General features: G+C 23.7%; 13 protein-coding genes and 1 pseudogene. 4 read left to right on the plus strand and 10 right to left on the minus strand.

Annotated elements, in window-relative coordinates:
• Positions 1–5: 5 nt before the first annotated feature.
• The 7 genes and pseudogenes from QEG99_RS00185 to QEG99_RS00220 all read right to left on the minus strand — a co-directional run bounded on the left by QEG99_RS00185 (position 6) and on the right by QEG99_RS00220 (position 8,582).
• Positions 6–662: a restriction endonuclease subunit S gene (locus tag QEG99_RS00185; protein WP_280101994.1), complete on the minus strand. Its 657-nt coding sequence runs from the start codon at positions 660–662 to the stop codon at positions 6–8.
• A 14-nt stretch (positions 663–676) separates the two neighbouring features.
• Positions 677–1,335 (minus strand): annotated as a pseudogene (locus QEG99_RS04320) (restriction endonuclease subunit S).
• Positions 1,336–1,344: 9 nt separating this feature from the next.
• Positions 1,345–2,937 carry a type I restriction-modification system subunit M gene (locus tag QEG99_RS00200; RefSeq protein ID WP_280101997.1) on the minus strand — a complete coding sequence of 531 codons (1,593 nt, stop codon included), beginning with the start codon at positions 2,935–2,937 and terminating at the stop codon, positions 1,345–1,347.
• Between the two features lie 149 nt (positions 2,938–3,086).
• Complete coding sequence (locus QEG99_RS00205) at positions 3,087–5,318, minus strand: MSC_0775 family lipoprotein (RefSeq protein ID WP_280101998.1); 2,232 nt, start codon at positions 5,316–5,318, stop codon at positions 3,087–3,089.
• A gap of 2 nt (positions 5,319–5,320) precedes the next feature.
• Positions 5,321–6,196 carry an MAG4940 family membrane protein gene (locus QEG99_RS00210; protein ID WP_280101999.1) on the minus strand — a complete coding sequence of 292 codons (876 nt, stop codon included), beginning with the start codon at positions 6,194–6,196 and terminating at the stop codon, positions 5,321–5,323.
• Positions 6,197–6,373: 177 nt separating this feature from the next.
• Positions 6,374–7,885, minus strand: a complete 1,512-nt coding sequence (gene gpmI, locus QEG99_RS00215) for a 2,3-bisphosphoglycerate-independent phosphoglycerate mutase (protein WP_280102000.1) — start codon at positions 7,883–7,885, stop codon at positions 6,374–6,376.
• 25 nt (positions 7,886–7,910) lie between these two features.
• Positions 7,911–8,582, minus strand: a complete 672-nt coding sequence (locus QEG99_RS00220; protein ID WP_280102001.1) for a protein kinase family protein — start codon at positions 8,580–8,582, stop codon at positions 7,911–7,913.
• A 33-nt stretch (positions 8,583–8,615) separates the two neighbouring features.
• Here QEG99_RS00220 and QEG99_RS00225 point away from each other — a divergent pair, with 33 nt between their 5' ends.
• Both QEG99_RS00225 and QEG99_RS00230 read left to right on the plus strand, forming a co-directional pair.
• Positions 8,616–9,371: a phosphotransferase gene (locus QEG99_RS00225; RefSeq protein WP_280102002.1), complete on the plus strand. Its 756-nt coding sequence runs from the start codon at positions 8,616–8,618 to the stop codon at positions 9,369–9,371.
• 55 nt (positions 9,372–9,426) lie between these two features.
• On the plus strand, positions 9,427–12,354 hold the full coding sequence (locus QEG99_RS00230) for a hypothetical protein (RefSeq protein ID WP_280102003.1): 2,928 nt from the start codon (positions 9,427–9,429) through the stop codon (positions 12,352–12,354).
• A 64-nt stretch (positions 12,355–12,418) separates the two neighbouring features.
• On the opposite strand, the gene QEG99_RS00235 is transcribed toward QEG99_RS00230, so the two are convergent.
• Genes QEG99_RS00235 through QEG99_RS00245 form a run of 3 tightly spaced genes read right to left on the minus strand, consistent with a single transcriptional unit; the run spans position 12,419 to position 16,642 of the window.
• Positions 12,419–14,950: a hypothetical protein gene (locus QEG99_RS00235; RefSeq protein WP_280102004.1), complete on the minus strand. Its 2,532-nt coding sequence runs from the start codon at positions 14,948–14,950 to the stop codon at positions 12,419–12,421.
• Between the two features lie 50 nt (positions 14,951–15,000).
• Positions 15,001–15,684: a 16S rRNA (guanine(527)-N(7))-methyltransferase RsmG gene (gene rsmG, locus QEG99_RS00240; RefSeq protein ID WP_280102005.1), complete on the minus strand. Its 684-nt coding sequence runs from the start codon at positions 15,682–15,684 to the stop codon at positions 15,001–15,003.
• Positions 15,674–16,642 (minus strand): ribose-phosphate pyrophosphokinase, encoded by a 969-nt coding sequence (locus QEG99_RS00245; RefSeq protein ID WP_280102006.1) that lies wholly within the window; start codon positions 16,640–16,642, stop codon positions 15,674–15,676. Before QEG99_RS00245 ends, rsmG begins: the two co-directional genes overlap by 11 nt.
• 85 nt (positions 16,643–16,727) lie before the next feature.
• Here QEG99_RS00245 and QEG99_RS00250 point away from each other — a divergent pair, with 85 nt between their 5' ends.
• A complete protein-coding gene (locus QEG99_RS00250; RefSeq protein ID WP_280102007.1) occupies positions 16,728–18,020 on the plus strand; it encodes a TatD family hydrolase in 1,293 nt (430 codons plus the stop codon).
• A complete protein-coding gene (rsmA, locus tag QEG99_RS00255) occupies positions 18,021–18,797 on the plus strand; it encodes a 16S rRNA (adenine(1518)-N(6)/adenine(1519)-N(6))-dimethyltransferase RsmA (RefSeq protein ID WP_280102008.1) in 777 nt (258 codons plus the stop codon).
• The last annotated feature ends 21 nt before the right edge of the window (positions 18,798–18,818 follow it).

Raw genomic sequence — 18,818 nt, forward strand, 5'->3', positions numbered from 1 at the left:
TATTTCTATTGAATTTTGCTCTCTCTTTCTCTCTCTGGAGTTACATCAATATCAAATGAAAGTAGTTTATCACGATAATATTCATACTGCGCTTTTCTTAGCTCAATTTCTTGTGGTAGTAATCCTTTTGAATGTTCAATTGCATCTTGAAATTTATCTAAAATAGCAACAATTTTATTTTGTAGTTCTAAAGGAGGAATTAAAATTTTGAATTTTTCCATATTTTCTTGAAGCAGATAATAAATACTAGAACCTCTCATATTTTTATTTTTTTGTTCTTTAAAATAATTTGTTTGAGTTCAATATTGTATATATTTAGAATTTTCTTTTGTTTTATATGCATACACATAATCAGAAATGCCGATTTCATTTTTTCCAGTTCAAACAATTGATTTTCCAAGATCTGATTGATTTTCGGAGGCAGTTACTATTAATAAATCATTGAAGTTAGCTTTTCTTAATTTCGAGTAAATTTGATCATCCACAAATGAAAATGTTTTATCAGTTCTTATATTATATGTGGTATGAATTTGACCATAATGAATTACTGGCTTTCCATTGAGTTTTAAATCGCTTTTAGCTATTCCGTTTCCTCTTGTAAATTTACCTATTTCACCCAGTGTTTTTAACCGTAATTTATATTCTTGATTACTTTCAAGCAAAATCTTATTTGAATTTATGCTAAATTCATTATGATTTTGCTGTGTGTGTGTGTGTGTGTGTGTGTGTCGAGAACTAAATTATATGTAATTTTGTTTAAATATTCTTCGCTTAATAATTTATCTCGATAATATTCATATTGTTTAATTCTAGAATTGAGTTCAATTTTCAATTTTTGATTTAATTCATTTTTTAAATTAGAAAGTTTATCAAGAATTTGCACTATTTTTTCCTGAGTTTTTAAAGAAGGTATTGGAATTTTTATTTTTTTAATTCCGAAGTATTTAATGCGGGTATAGCATTAAATGTACATATTTTATGGATAACACCCTGATAATTTAAAAGTAAATGATATAAAAATCGTGTATTAAGATATTTTTGGTTATTAATTGACACCGAATAATTTAAATTACCTCTAAAATATCTACCAGTTTGATAAGTAACACTTCCAACTCCAGAACCTCTAGATGTAATGCCGATAGGATCGTTTTCTACATTTCAAAAACTAATATATCCTAGCGGTGCCATTCCGCTGTTAATTACTGGATATATACCAGGATTTTTTAAAATTACTTGTTTACTTATTGTTTCTCCAGATTTTATTTCACAAACTTCGCCTAATGTTTTTCATTCTACTTTTTCATTTTTTAGAATATTTAAAATTTTATTATTCATTATATCCCTTTATTCAAAATCTAATTCTTCAACAATTTTATCAATATCCAATCTTAATTGATTAATTTTGAAAACAGTTTCTTTAATTTGAGCATTTAAAACTTTAATATCAATTTTTTCTCTTGTATCTTCTTTTTCTACATAACTAGAAACTGAAAGATTATAATCATTTTCTTCAATTTCTTCCTTAGTTACAAATCTTGCAAAATAATTTTCATTTTCTTTATTTACAAACTTTTCAACAATTTTATTAATGTTTTTATCTTCTAAAATATTATTATTTTTTTCTTTTTTAAATTCTTTGCTTGCATCAATAAATAAAATATTTGTATTCATTTTATTTTTAGCCATAACTAAAATACTAGTTGTAATTGAAGTTCCGAAAAATAAATTTTCAGGTAATTGAATAATTGTATCAATGAAGTTATTATCAACTAAATATTTACGGATTGTTTGTTCAGCTCCCTTACGGTAAAAAATTCCAGGAAAACAAACAATTGCTGCTCTTCCTTGACTAGATAAATGATTTAATGAGTGCATAATAAAAGCAAAATCAGCATAACTTTTAGGTGCTAATTTTCCCGCTGGAGCAAAACGTTCATCATTTATTAATGTTGGATCTGCATCTCCGACTCATTTAATTGAATATGGCGGATTGGAAACGATTGCATCAAAAGGTTTTTCATCTTTATGCATCGGACTTAGTAAAGTATCACCTATTTTTAAATTAAAGTTATTAAAATTAATATTATGTAAAAACATATTCATTCTTGCTAAATTGTAAGTAGTAATATTAATTTCTTGACCGAAAAAACCTTCTTGGATAATATTTTCATCAAATTGTTTTTTCATTTGTAAAAGTAATGAACCACTTCCACAAGTTGGATCATAAACTTTATTAATTGTTTGTTTACCTTCAATCACTATTCTTGCTAATAATTTAGAAACAGATTGAGGAGTAAAAAATTCACCACCAGATTTCCCTGCATTAGATGCATAATTGGAAATTAAAAATTCATAAGCATCACCGAAAGCATCAATTTCATTATTTTTAAAATCTTGAAAATTAATCTCAGCAATTCCTTCTAAAATATCTGCTAATCTTTTATTTTTTTCAGCAACTGTATTACCTAAACGGTGACTAGTTGTATCAATATCATCAAAAAGTCCTTTAATATCATCTTCTGAAGCATAACCGCTAGCACTTGATTCTATTTCTTTAAAAATTCTAGCTAAATCAGTATTTAAATCATTATTTTTTCTAGCATTTTTAAGGATGTTAGCAAAAAGTTGACTAGGCAAAATGAAAAAACCTTTTTGCTTTACAATGTCATCTTCACTATTTAATCCTCTAAAGTATTTAACAGCATCTTCATCGCTAATATTTTCATAATTAAAATCAGGATTTTCAATTTTTTCATCCTTATTAAAATATTCTGTAATATTTTCAGAAATAAATCTATAAAACAAAATTCCTAAAATATATTGTTTAAAATCTCATCCATCAACTGCTCCACGAACCTTATCAGCTATTGCTCAAATTTTTTTATGCAATTCTGCTCTTTGATTGATTCCATTATTTTCTTTACTATACTCGTTCATATTTTCCTCTTTTTTATCTTTTAATTAAAAATTTATAATTTTCATTTAAATTATAATCTAAATTACTAAATTATTGGCAAATAAAAAAAAAAAAAAAAATGTGCCTTTTTCTTTTATTTTTGTATATTTTTAACTTTTTTAGACAAATTTTAATTTTCTAAATTATTTAATTCTTCAATATTAAATCAAAAAGATTGCTCACCTCTAATTTTGTAAATAGCATTAGGATTAACTAAAACACCATGTCTTTTGTGTCAATCTAAAACATTAATAGTGTAATATAAAGGGTCATTTTTCCCATTTTTATCACTTTTAGCAGTGATTGGATCAACATTTTTAATTTGAGTTTTCGGCGCTACCGCAACACCCTGAACTCTAATGTCGCTTAATCTACCTTTTTCAGGATCGTATTTATTAAATCTTTCATTAATTTTAATTTCTTGATAAAAACCATTATCATTATAATAACCTTTTCCATTAGCTACAAGTGTTGTATGAACGTGTGTCATTCAACCTCCGTTTGTAGCATGAGAACCTAAATAACCCATTATTTGTCCTTGCTTAACTTTTAAAGGGGTTTTAGGGGAAATATTTCCTGCATAAGTCATTTTTCTTTTATTAATTTCTTTGTTTGAAACGACAATATTTAAATTACTATTATTTAAAGTTTTAGAAGCATCTAAGTGAATAAAGCCAATATAGAAAAATCCTTGAGAATCGTAAGGGGTTTTAAAGTGATTTTCAAATTCTCTCGGTGTTAATTTTAATTGGCTATAATTAATTTTCATCATTAATGTTGTACCAATTCCTGAAGCCGGTTGATCTGATGGACTATTATATATTGCAATAATTTCACCATCATATGGAGCAACAATTGGTTGAAATTGTGGAGCTAAATAATCTTCTCCTAAATGCAATGAATTAGCAATATCTGTATTTTTAGTATAAAAAGCTCTTAGTGTGTCAAAACCGCCTGAAAAAATTTGATTACCGTAAGCAGTAAATAAACTATTATTAATTTTTAAAATATTATCAGCTGTAATTTTTTCAGCAATGAAATTGTGAGCTTGATAATTATCATTTTGAAATTGTTTTTCAAATTGATAAACATAATTACCCACTCCAAAATTCATTAAAATATTTTCTATTTTCTGTCCATTATATTCAACTGTGAATTTAATAGTAGCATTTTTTGGATCTTTTTTAGTTATTTGATAATCTATTAATTTAATTTTTTCATCTTTAAAAATAAAATACATGTCTTCTTTTTTAAGATTTAAAAAATTAAATTCATAAATATTATTAACTTCATTAAAGTGAAAATTAGTTTGAAATTTAATATATTGTTCTAATAAATAATTGTTTTCTAAATTAATAAAATATTCTAAATCTTCGCCATGGTTATAATCACTAAAGCCATTTTCATCAACTTTTCCAGTAGCATAACGAACTTTTAAATATAATTTATCAAATTGATTATTTTTAAAATAAGCATCAATAATTCTAATTTTAGCTTTAATTGAAGTTTTTTCTTTTTCATCTTTTATACTTTCAATTCCATTAATTAAAGTTTGTAGTTCAGATGAAAAAGAAAGATCTATAAATTCTTTATATTGCTCAGAACTTAGTTCATTTAAATTTCATTTTTCTAATATTTTATTTAGTTGTTCTTTATTTAATTTAAGTGAAATCGACTGTAAATTATTTTGTAAAAATTGTTTTAATTTATTAAATTCTTGCATTAAAATTTTATATTTTCTTTCAGAAGTTGTATTTTCAATATCCACATTTTTAAATTCGGTTATTGATTCAATAAACCTCGATTGATAAAGGGAAGGTTTTTTATTTGGAACTTTAGAAATAATTTCAATAGGAACATAGACTTTTAGTAAATTATCATTTTTTAAATGAATATGAGAATAATGAACTTTAAATGTTAAACTTTTAATAAATTCTTTTTCTTTTTGATCAAATTTAGAATTTTGTAAAAGAATTGATTTAATTTTTTCAATATCAACATCAGCAAATCTTTTAACATAATTATTTTTTATTAAATCTGTTGGATAAATTTTATCTAAATTTAATGGCTTACCATTTAAGTTAGGATCTAATTGATTTGTATAAACTAAAAAATCTTTTTCAGCAAGAGAATTATAAATGTCTTTAACTTTATCTAAAATATAAGTATCGATTTTGATGTCTGTTTTTTTAACATCTATGTTATTTAATTCGGGTAATTTTACCTTTTCTTTTGGATTTAAATCACTTTCTTCCTCTTTTTTAAATTCTTGTTTTTGACTTGCTGGTGTACATGATAAAAAAGTAATAACTGGACTAGCAGTTAAAAGTGATGATAATAAAAATTTATATTTTCTTTTCATAATTAAAAATTAAAAATAACTCCTTGTGATTTTCCAATTTGTCAAATTATTGTAGCAACAATAATAGGTAAAACGAATGTTAATATTATTGAAATAAGACCATTAATTGAAATGAATGTTATTTTTTTATTTACTTCTTTTTTAGTAATAATATTTTCTCTTTTTTCTTTTAAAATAGCCATTAAATTACAAAAAATAACTATTAAAGAAAAAAATAAATGAAATGTAAAAAAACCAAAAAATGATGATATAAATAAAATGAAAAATAAAAATGAAAAAGTAATTAATAATGCTTTAAAATGGTCTCAATTATAGTAAATTGCATTAATTTGTCCAATAAATGGAATGGTTATTAAATAAAAAACAATAAATATCAATTCTTTAACCAAAAATTTAATGGGATTACTATCATTTTTTTGTTCGATAATTTCATAAAAATGAATATTTTCAAATTTACTTTTATAATTGCTTCATTTTTTTAAATTATAAAATACTAAAATGTATGCTAAAAAAGCAAAAATAGAAGCTAAAAATTGGGAACTTAAAATGTAGAAAATTCCTTGATCATAAAAATATAATGTATCACTTTTAAAGGGCGTAGCTTTTAATATGGAAAATAATATTACATGACTAGGACTAACAAAAGGTTCGGCAGAAAATTTGCTATAATACCTAGAAATTGCTCAAGTAGTTACTACACTTATAATAAACACTAAAGAAAAACTAGTAGCATAAAATAGCTTTAAATTTTTTATTTTTTCTATTTTTTTAATCAACATTAATATTAAAATTAAGAAAATTAATAAAAAATTTGAAATAAATTCAAACAAAAATGCATCTAGTCGAAAGCTTGTTTTTAAAATGTTTTCTACAGTCATTGTATTCTCTTTTCGATTGTTTTTTGTAAATGATATAATTATATATCAAAATAGTAATCTTAAATATAAAATAAAGTTAATAATTAATAGTTAAATATAAAAAATATCAGTTTTTAATAATAAAAAAAGAAAATAAAAAAAGTTGATTTACCACAATAGGCAAAATCAACTTTGTAATTATTTAATTATTAAAGATTCCTCGTTCATAGATTCTGGTTTTTCAATTTTCATATAATCTAAAATTGTAGGAGCAATATTTGCTAATTTCCCATCTTTTAATTTTAAAGATTTATCTGTTGTAATTAACATTACAGGATAGGAGGTATGTTTAGTTGCTGGTTTTTGATTTTCATCTTCAGTAACTTCGGCATTACCATGGTCTGCTGTTATGAACTGTACTGCATTATTTTGCTCAACTCATTTTTTAATTCTAGCAAGTTGTTCATCTAAAACCTCTACTGCTTTAATAGCTGATTTTAAATTACCAGTGTGTCCAACCATATCTGGATTAGCAAAATTCATAATTACTAAATCAAAATCTTTTGCTTTTTCTAGTAATTGATCAGTTATTTCTTTCGCTGACATTTGAGGTGCATCAGCATATGATTCTACTTTTAATGAAGGAACCATAATTCTTTCACTATTTTTATATACAACATCATTTCCCCCATCCATAAAGAAAGTTACATGAGCATATTTTTGTGTTTCTGCTAATCTTAATTGAGTTAATCCTGCACCTTCAATAACTTTACCGATAGGATGAGTTACTTGCACTTCTTCAAATGCGACATCTGTATCAATTCCTTCATATTTCATCATTGAAACAAATTTATTCACTTTAACTTTGTTTTTAGGATTAAAATCATATAAATTAGTTCCTAAAATTAAGTGCGATAGTTGTCTTGCTCTATCTGGTCTAAAATTAAAGAAAATTACTGAATGTTCATTGTTTAAAAAATCATTTTTATTTACTTGCGAGTTAATTGCAGGAACTAAAAATTCATCAAAAATACCTTCATTATATTGTTTATTTACATAATCAACTACATTTTCAAAAGTATTTTCAGCCATTCCTAAAATTGCATTATATCCTTTTTCAACTCTGTCAAACATTTTATCTCTATCCATTGAATAAAATCTTCCAGCAATTGAACCAATTTTATAATCAGGATATTTACTAATAATTAAATTAAGTTTTTCTAAAGAACTTAAAATGGATTGAGGAGCAACATCTCTTCCGTCTCCAAATAAATGAATTAAAACTTTTTTAACTCCATTTTCATTAGCACTTTCTAATAATTCAAATAAATGATTTTCTAGTGAGTGTACACCACCTGGTGATAATAATCCCATAATTTGTAATGGGGTATTTGTTTTCTTGGAATTTTCAAATGCTGCTAAAAATTTTTCATTTTTACCAAATGTTTTATCATCAACAGCTTTATTAATTAGTGACAATCCTGTATAAACAACAAATCCTGCTCCAATATTTAAATGCCCAACTTCACTATTGCCCATTTGTCCTTTTGGTAATCCAACATAATTTTCAGATGCTTGAATAACTGAATGTGGATAATTTTTAAAATATTCATCAAATGTTGGTGTCTTAGCTAAAGCAAAGGCGTTTCCTTGTTTTTCCTTTCTTAGTCCTAAACCATCAATAACTGTTAAAATAACTGGTCTTTTCATTTTATACTCTCCTATTTATTAATATTTAAATTTTACCATTATAATGTTTTTTTATTCAGTGATTATTAAACTTTTTTATCATATATGCAAAATCATTAAATTTTTGTTTGTCTAGTTTAAAATAATCGATAATTAGTTTTTTACTAATTTTTAAATAGAGATTTAAACATACTAAATCAAAATATTTATTATTTAATCTAGTTCATTCAAAATCGATTAAATAAATTTCATTTTTATTTGTAAATAAAATATTTTTTTTTCTTAAATCTCCGTGTGAAACAAACAATTGGTCATTTTTATATTTTCTTACTAATTTTCGATACTTTAAATCATTTATTTCTTTTGTTTTTCAATCAAACTTTTTTATTTTTGTCAAAGGTAATAAAGAAAAATTTTCTATTTCTTGAAAAATTTTAGTAATTATTTCTTGATTTAAATTAATTTTTTTTAATGTTGATGCTTCTATTCACTTTTTAATAAAAACTCCATTTTTATAATACAAAAAATCAGAATTACATTTAATAACTTCTTTTTCATTTTTTCAATTAACAAAATCATTATTTATATTAGGAACTCTAATTTGAACTTTTATATTTTGATAATCACCAATGTAGGTTTTATTTTGCTTCCCTGAGTAAAAAATCTTAATATTTTTTATATTTTTTAAAAATTTTTTAGGAATAAAAGAAAATTTCATAATTAAATTATATAAATAATTTATAATTAACCAATGAAAATTAAAATTGAAAAGGGACTAACAAATAATTCTTATAAAGATGGTCAATTTTTTTATCAAGAAAAAAAGAAAAATTCTTTTAATCATAGAATAAACTACGATCTTTTAAGTAATTTAGATTTTGTTCCAAAAATGATACATAATAATGATAAAGATATTTACTTTGATTGAATTGAAGGGAAAGAAATAGAAGTTAATGATATTAATTTAGCAAAAGTAGCACATTTGATGAAAACTCTTCATAATTCTAAATTAGATTTTCCACCATCCAATCATGCTTCAAGAATAAAAGAATATCGTAAAATATTAGTTGAAAAAAACATTAAAATTCCTGTTATTGATAAATATTTTAAAAAAATTAATTTAATTTTAAGAAATATGAAAAAGGATATTCCTTTACATAATGATCTTTGATTAGAAAATATTATTATCGATAAAAATGAAAAAATTTGATTTGTTGATTGAGAATATGCATCAAAAGGTGATAAGCACTTTGATTTAGCATATTTTATAGAATCATGCCGTTTAAGCGATGAACAAGAAACAGTTTTTTTAAATGCATATGACGATTATGATTATGAATATGTTTTACAGCACAGAATTTTAGTTTTATATTTAACAATATTATGACTGCATACTTTCCCTGAAAATAATATGCCTTTTGGTGATCAAGAATTTATCGAAAAAATAGATTCAATTTCTAATAAATTAGAAGAAAGACAAAGAGAGTGAAAAAAAATAAAATTTTAATAAAATAATTTTATATAAATCAAGTATAATAAAAAATATTTATAGGAGAGAAATAATGAAATTTAAAAAGAAAATAATTTTTAATACAATTGCTTTTTCAAGTGTCTTTTCGGCATCTTTTGCTTTAATGTCCTGCGGAAATGAAGTGAGTCAAGATTTACAACAACCTAAAGACTCTAAACCAAAAGATGATAAAATTGAAGATCCTAATGCTGGTTCAACGGGAGAAAAAACTAAAAATAAAGAAAAAACCGTTTTATTTGATGAAACAGCAAAAAATAAAATTAACTCAATTTTAGAAAATCAAAAAAATAATGATAAATTATCTTCAAAACAAGATTTATCAAAAATGGATTTTAAATCTTTATTCAATTTATTAAATAAATTAGAAGTATTTGACTTTTTTGAAAAATTAACTGATAAAGAATTTTCATCTGCTAAAGAGGAAATACTGAATGACATTAGAGTTGATTATTGAAATGATGTTAAAGAGATTTTAACTTATAAAGGTAACGATGAAAATTGAATTCCTACAAAAAAAGAAATTTTTAAATACAGCGGAAACGAAATTGAAATCATAGCAAATAAAATTCGTTTAATTAATTTTATTAATAAAAATAATGGTTTAAAAAACCTTCCTTCTAGTGAAGAAATTCAAAAAATGAATTATAAAAAATTAAATGAGTGAAAAGAGAAAATATATGTAATTGAAAATTTCTATAATGAAGAAAATTCTGCTTTTTCATTAACTAAACAACAAGTTGTGGATTTAAATGAAACAAAAGCAAAAAATTTAGTTTCAAAAGTTTTATTATTTGAATCGATTTCTAAATTAAAAGATATTAACGGACTACCTACATTTAATGACATTTTAGACTTTGATAAAATGAAAATTTCTGAATATGAACATAAAATTAAATTAATTAATAACATTGTAAATAAAAAAGATACACGAGGATTACCTAGTGTAGAGCAAATTCTGCAATTAGATGTTTCCGATGCAACAACTTGAAATGAAAGAATTGAATTGCTAGATTTAATTAACAAACAAAACGATAAAAACCTTCCTTCCTTAGCTGAATTAACTTTATTAAATATTCATGAATTAGACGAATTAAAATCTAAAGTTGCTGTTTTAGATTTTATCAATAATTTAGAAAATAAAGAGAATTTACCAACTTGAAAAGAAGTTAAAAATATGTATTTAACTAATGTAGAAAATTTTTATAATTTTGAAAAAATTGTAAAATTTGTTTTTAGTAGAAAAAATAGAGAAAACCTTCCTACTTTTGATGACATTAACGAATTTTATGATAGTAAAATTTCAGAGTGAAATGCTAAAATTGATTTAATTAATTTTGTAAAAGAAAATCCTAATAATAGTTGATTACCAACAGAAGACGAGATTATAAAATTCGATAGTAGCGAAGTAAATGAATTTGACAAAAAAGTTTATATTATTAAAAATTTAAGTTTTGTGGAAAATAAAGAAACTTTGCCTAAATGAAATGATATTTTAAATTTGGAATTTAAAGAAACGGAACAATGATATTATAAAGGTGATTTAATTAGTTATGTTCAAAAGCAAAATAATAAAGAAAATTTACCTACTGAGCAACAAATTTTAAAATTTAATGAAGAGGAAATTAATATTTGAAAAAATAAATTACAATACATTGAATTTATTGAAAATAATTCTTTTGATGAATATTTACCTACAAAAGACGAGATTTTAAAATTTGAAAAAACAAAGGAATTAATAGATTTTTCATCTTCTAAAATAAATTTATTTAAAAAAATCATTGGATTAAAAGATAAATCAAAAATACCATCTTGAAGTGAATTTGTAATGTTCAGTACAAGCGAGATAAATAACTGAATTAATAAAGTCAGTTTGCTTGAAGCTTGAGAAAAACAAACTAAAAACGATAATCTTTCAATCAGAGAGGATATTCTGAATTTAGGAAAAGAAAATTCGTCTAAAGTACAAAATTATTCCTTAATTTCGGCATTAACTTCTTGAATAGAAAGCGATTATAAATCGTTGCTTCCAAATTGAAATGCACTTTTAAATTTAAATGACCAAGAATTGCGTTCATTAAATACTAAATTTGATTTATTAAAGATTTTTGATAAATATAAAGAAAATAATTTACCTATCAGTGCAAGTGATATTATCAATGCAACTATAGACGATAAACAAATGAGTTTAAAAAGAAAACTATTTGAGTTTTATTTAAAAAATGCAAATAAAGTAACAACACCAACATTTAATGATATTTTTAATACAAGTTATTTAAAAGACAATGTTGATTCTCAAATTCAACTATTTGAGCTGATTGATAATCAAAATGATAAAACCAATTTACCAGATTGAAATACTATTAAAGATTTAGATTTACAAGCAATTGAATTATGAAAAAAGAAAATTCATTTACTAAAATTTTACGATTCAGCAAATGATAAATCATATTTACCTGATAGAAACTCTCTATTTCAAGCAAGTGAAAATCAATTATCATTTTTAGAAATGAAATTGTCAATAATTGATTTAATTTTAAAACAAAGCGATAAAACCGATTTACCAACTTGAAATGAAATTTTAAATTTAGATTACGATGGTATTTATAGCACTAAAATAAAAATAGAATTACTAGATGGTGTTAATAAACAAGAAAATAAAAATAATTTACCAACTTGAAAAGAAATTAAAGATTTTAGAAACGAAGAAGTTGAAAAATGAAATCAAAAAATTTTCTTACTAAATTATTTAAAATCAATGAATGAATTAAGTGAAGATAATCGTCAAGCTGTAATTAATTTTAGCGAAAATCAATTAAGTGATTTTTCACTAAAAATTAAATTACTAGATATTACTATTAGAAAAGAAAATAAAGAAAATTTATTAAATTTAACTCAAATATTTAATTTAGAAAAAACACAATTAGAACAAGAAATTGATAAGCTAAACAACAAACAATAATAATACACACACACACAAAAAAAAAAAAAAAGATCCTTTTAGTTTTTAAGGATCTTTTTATTATTTATTTTTTTGTTGCTATTTCACTCATAGAACTTTCATTTAATTTATAATCATATGCTTTAACTGTAATATTTTTATTTGAAATATCGCCATCAATTACAATTGAATTTTTCGGCTTAGATATTAAATATAATTTTCCATCAACATATATTTCATAAACAATTAAAGAATTAAATACATCTTTATTTAGTGAAATTTTTAAAAGTGTTTTTTTAGTACTTTTACCACCATTTCCAACTGCACTAGAATAAGTAATTTCTGGTTTAAGCGATTGATCTATTTCAGGATAATTTAGTTCATCATATACTTCACCCATTACATTATAATATTCAATCTTTTTATCTAATTTAGGATATCTAGCTGTAAAAGCAGCAATTCTTGGATCGATATTTTCCTGACCAAATCTAGAAAATACATCTGAAAAATCAAATCCAGTTACAATTGAATATAATAATGGCAATCTGTTCATTTTATTATTTTGATAAAAGATATCAAATAAATTTTCTTTATCATATTTATTTAATTCACCTCTATCTCTTAATAATCTTTGTAAAGTACCTCAAACTCCGAATTTTTTAATATTGTCAACTTCCTTTTTAGTGAATAAAACATCATTTTGATTATTAAAATCATAGTTAGAATAATCATATTTATTCATAAATTGTGAAGTTAAAAATCATACATATACAGGATAAAAAGGTGTTTTATTTTCATCTGACACTTCAACAAAAAGTGTTTTTGTTGAAGGATCTTGTATTTTAGAAGATAGATAATTAAAATGTTTTGGTTCTGCATCTCAATATTTTGAACTAACAAAATTATTTGCTTTTATTTTGTCTTTGTTGTAATTACCTGATGCAATAACCTTTTTCATATTTAAATATCCAGCATATGATGCATACATATTGTTTGTGACTTCAACAACAACTATTGAAGTATTATCAATTACATGTCCTTTTTCATGGTTGGCAACTCAGCCATATAATGCGGATGTATTTTTAAAGTATTCAGATACTAAATCTTCTGGCAAGTGAACATATTTTTTAGAAGCATAATAAATTGATGGTTTTTTAATATTTAATGTGGCTTGAATTAATAAAGGTGAATTTGTAGGTCTTTGAGCTTCAACTGGATCATTTTTATCTAACCCATTGAATTTATTTAATTCATCAACTCATTCTTTTATGTCTCTCATAAAAGTTTTAATGTAATCAGTTGCCTTTTGTTTAGAATCTAATTTCAATTGATTAATAAATGTATTAATCGATTGCTGGGTACTTCAAATAACTTGTATTCCCCCGCTTTCAGGGTCGCTAAATTGCATAAAAGTTGATTGTGCAAGATTTTTATTATTTTGAATTTCACTTAAATAGTCTCAGAATTTTTCTGGTTGTGAAGGATTATAAATATAAAAAGGGAATGTAGAAAAAGGAGTTTCTTGCTTGTTTAGGTTTTTAATTGTTGCTGTAACTGGCTTTCCACTTGTGTTTTCTAAATAAACTAAATGACCTTCCTTTTTGTTTATTAAATTAAATTCTATTTGATTTGTTTCCTTTTTTAAATATCATTCAACATAGTTTAATGAATCTCAAGTATTTTTCTCCGCTTTTGAACCCTGTCTTGCTATTATAGTTACTTCGCCATTTTCTATTTTATGATCCAGATCGATTTGAATTAAATATTTTTTCCCTGGTTCTAAATAAATTCCTGTAGGAACAATATTAGAATAATTAAAATACTCTTTTCTTAATCTTTTTTGACTATCAACATCTTTTAAAACTGGTAAAGCGATTGTTTTATCATCGTTAATGTCGCTATCAAAATAATTTCCTTCATATTTAGGAAAATAAAATTCATCAACAGAACTTATATTTTTATTTTCTAAATTATCGCCATTTTCTGAAGCAATATTTTCTACTTGATTATTATCTTTTTCGGCAGTTAATATTTGTGAATCTTGAATATTTTTATCTTCTAAATTATTTTCACTATTACTTGATTGAGATTGAACATTTTCTTGTGGATCTTTAGGTGTTTCATTTTTAATTGATTGATCGCTTTTATCAGATTTATTGTTAGAGTTCTCTTGTGTGCGTTTATCTTTTTCTTGTGATTTTTCAGCGGATTCATTTGATTTTAAATCACTAGTTTTATTAGAATTATCCAAGTCGTTTTTAATAGATAATTCATTTTCTTTATTATTAATTTGTGATTCAAAATTATCTGAATTATTTTCAGACAAATTTTCTTCTTTTTTTGCAGGACTATCAATTTCTAAATTATTTTCTCCGCTGACATAATCGTTATTAGCACCGTTGTTTAAATTAAGATTTTTATCATTCTGATTTTTTTTGTTATCTTCTAATTTTTTATCATTTTTTTCATTTAAATTATTATTATCTGAATTTCCATTTTCTTTTACAATATCTTTAATATTTTCAGTTTCAGTAGCAGAACAGGATGCCAAATAAATTGGTAAAGTTAATGAGGATAAAACAATAAGTGATTTTAATTTAGATTTATTCTTTTTCATGTTTCAATTATATTATTTTTAATTTATTGTTATTGAAAAAAAAAAAAAAGCTATTTTTTTACGATATTTTCTCATTTTCTGGGAAAACCGTCTTTAGTTTTTAGCTTTTTAACAAAAGAAAAAGTAAAATTCTCTTTTAAATTTTTTGTATCAATTTTAATATTTTGTATATTTTCTATATGCAGCTGATCTATTATTCATTTTGCTTCTTCTCATTCTTGAAATACTTTCGGACCTTTTAAAAAGGAAAAAACTGAATTAATTTTTCCTAAATGATTTGTAATTTCGATTAATTTTTTCAAATCTGTTACAGCTCTAGCGCAAATAAAATCGAATTTTTCATATTCAATTGATTTTTCTGCTCTAATCTTAAGTACCTCTATATTTAAATTTAATTCTTTAGAAACTAAATTTAAAAAATCAACCCTTTTTTGTATAGGCTCATATATTGTTAATTTTATATTTGAATTGTAAATTAAATAAGGCACAGATGGAAACCCCGCACCTGCACCGATATCTAAAACTAAATTCTGTTTTTCATTAATGTGTTTTGTAAAACTTCGATCCATAAAAATTAATGATTCATAAATTCCTTCTTCTCAAAGAACATCATCTTTAAAGCCAGTTAAATTCATAACTTTATTTTTGTCTTCAATCAATTTTACATATTTTTCCATTTTAGAAAAAATTAAATCATTATTTATAAATTCTTTAACCCTTTGTTTAAAGGTCATTTCTAAATCCTTTGTAAATATCAGAAACTGATGATCTATTTATTGTAGCTATTATAACTTGAGAAATGAAATCGCATAAAGAAACCACTTCTAATTTTGTGTATTTTTCAAGTAATTGTGTTCTATCAATAGAATCGGAAATAATAACCTTATCAACATATTCGCTTTGCTCAAATGCTTCAAATCCTTTTGAAAATATTCCGTGAGTGGCTACAATTGTTACGGTTTTTGCTCCGTGTTCTTTAACTATTTTAGCAGCATTTAAAATTGTTCCACCTGTGTCAATAATATCATCAACCAAAACCGCATGTTCGCTATCGATTGTACCTATCATTCCTAAAACTTCAATTTGATTAGTTCCTACTCTTCTTTTGTCAATAATAGCGATTTTAACAGAATCTGAAATTAATTCAGATAAAATTCTAGCTCTAACTGCTCCACCATGATCAGGTGAAACAACTGTAAAATCTTTATGTTTTTCTCTTAATCTACGAGCTAAAACATATTGTCCCCTCAAATCGTCAAGCGGAATATTGAAAAAACCTTGAATAGATGGATTATGTAAATCAACTGCAATTATTTTTGTTGCCCCTGCTGTTTCTAATAAATTAGCAACTAATTTAGCGGCAATCGGTTGTCTTCCCTTTGCTTTTCTATCTTGTCTTGCATATCCGTAATATGATAAAATAACTGTTATTTCTTTTGCACTTGCTCTTTTCAATGAATCAATAAAGATTAATAATTCCATAATATTGTCATTAACAGGTGTGTGGGTGCTTGCGACAATAAAAACATTAGAATTTCTAACGGTTTCTGTGGAGCTTAACAAAATTTCTCCATCTGCAAACACTTCTTTTTTAATTGGTGTTAATGGTAATTTAACTCTTTCTGATATTTTCTGTGCTAAATTCAAAGAATTTTCCATTCCAAATAGCACATTTCTTTCTGTGTTAGACATTTTTCTCCTTTTGTTGTAAAATTGAATTGTTATTTATTATTATAATTATAATCTAAATAATTATATTTTATAAAAAAGGAGACAAATGGCTAATTTAAAATTTATAAAATTAACTGAAAAATATAAAAATCACTTTATTAAAACCGAATTTGATGAAGGGTTTTTAGATTTTTCAAAAATAGAAAATATTAAACAAAACTTTTCTCAAGTGCTTAAATGGATGGAAAAAGTCAAAAAAGGAGAGCAAGAAGATGCACTTAAAGGTGAATTTTTATTTTTAGTTGATTTAGACAATGAAATAGATGAAATTTTAGCTTGAGTAAATATTCGAGTTGCAGATGAAAATAATGATTTAATTAAAAAAGTAGGGCACATTGGTTATTGAACCAACAAAAAGTTTCGCCGAAGAGGATTAGCAAATTATGCTCTTGAAACGATGTTAAAACATGCAAAAAATACATATAATTTAGATGAAATAATTATTACTCATGATTTTAATAATATTGCTTCAGAAAAAGTTATCAAAGCATTTGACTATAATTATTTAGGCGAATTTATTGAAGGTGAACGAAAATATAAAAAATATATTTTAAAAACAGAAATTTTGGAAAAAGATTTAGTGGATTTACATGCTCATCCATTAAAAGAATATTATTTAAATCCAAATCAAGAAATAAAAAACAATTTTATAAACGGGATTGAAAAAATGTTTTTTATTGCCACTGATATAAATGAAACATTTGAAATTGATAAAGAATTTAGATTACATAAAAATGTCTTTCCTGTTTATGGAGTTCATCCTAATAATATAAAAAACGAGCCGTTTGATTTTCATAAACTTGAAAAAATTTTAGAAAAAAAAGAAGCTGTTGCAATTGGAGAAATTGGATTAGATTATTTTTATGAAACCAATGCTAAACCCGAATTTCAAATTCTAGCACTTGAAACCCAAATTAAATTAGCTCAAAAATATAATTTACCAGTGATTTTACATATTAGAGATGCTCATAAAGATATTTATAATATTTTAAATAAAACTGAATATAAAGATATAAAATTTATTTTTCATTCATATTCAGGTGATTTAAAATGAACAGAAAAATTTTTAAGTTTTAATAATGTTTATTTTTCTTTTTCCGGTGTAATAACTTTCAAAAAAAATTTTGAAACTAGAAAAGTTATTGAACTGATTCCTAATGATAGAATATTCAGTGAAACTGATGCTCCGTATTTAACTCCTGAACCGTATAGATCTAAAACTAACCATTCTCATTATGTTTCATTTGTTGTAGAAACTATAGCATTAATTAAGGGGATAAAAAAAGAAAAAATGAAGAAAATAATTATGGAAAATGTTATGAGAGTTTTTGGTGTTTAAATGATAAATAAAAATATTAAAGCAAAAAAAAGTTTGGGTCAAAATTTTTTAGTTGATAAAAATGTTATTAATAAAATATTGAAAATTGCTAATATAGAAAATGAAGATGTTATCGAAATCGGACCTGGTCAAGGAGCTTTAACAACTCATTTAGTTAATTTAGCAAACCGTGTATTGGCATTTGAAATTGATAAAGATATGATTGAAATTTTAAATTCTTCAATAATAAATGATAATTTTACTTTAGTTCACCAAGATTTTTTAGAAACTGATTTAAATTTTGAAAATAAATGAGCAGTAGTTGCTAATTTACCTTACTATATAACTAGCAAAATTCTTTTTAAAATATTTGAAAATATTAATTCTTTTTCAAAATTAACTATTATGGTTCAAGAAGAAGTTGCTGATCGAATTGTAGCAAAAGTAAAAACTCCGAGTTATGGAAAATTATCGATTTCTTGCCAGTATCTAGCGAGTGTTAAAAAAGAATTTATCGTTTTGCCTAATAGTTTTGTTCCTAAGCCGAAAGTAAATTCAGCAATTGTGACATTTAGTTTCTATCCAGATTTAAAACAAAAGGAAATAAATTTATTTTTAGAATTTATTAAAAAGTGTTTTTCTATGAAACGAAAAACATTAATTAACAATTTAAAATTATTTTTAGATTCAAATAAAATTGAGTTAATTTTTAATTCATTAAATTTAAAATTAAATATTAGACCACAAGAAATTGATTTAATTTCTTACAAAAAAATGTTTAAATTGCTTAATAATTAAAAAGCAAAATAAAATTCTGCC

It is taken from the genome of Mesomycoplasma lagogenitalium, assembly GCF_029854295.1.
Lineage (GTDB): Bacteria > Bacillota_I > Bacilli_A > Mycoplasmatales > Metamycoplasmataceae > Mesomycoplasma_A > Mesomycoplasma_A lagogenitalium.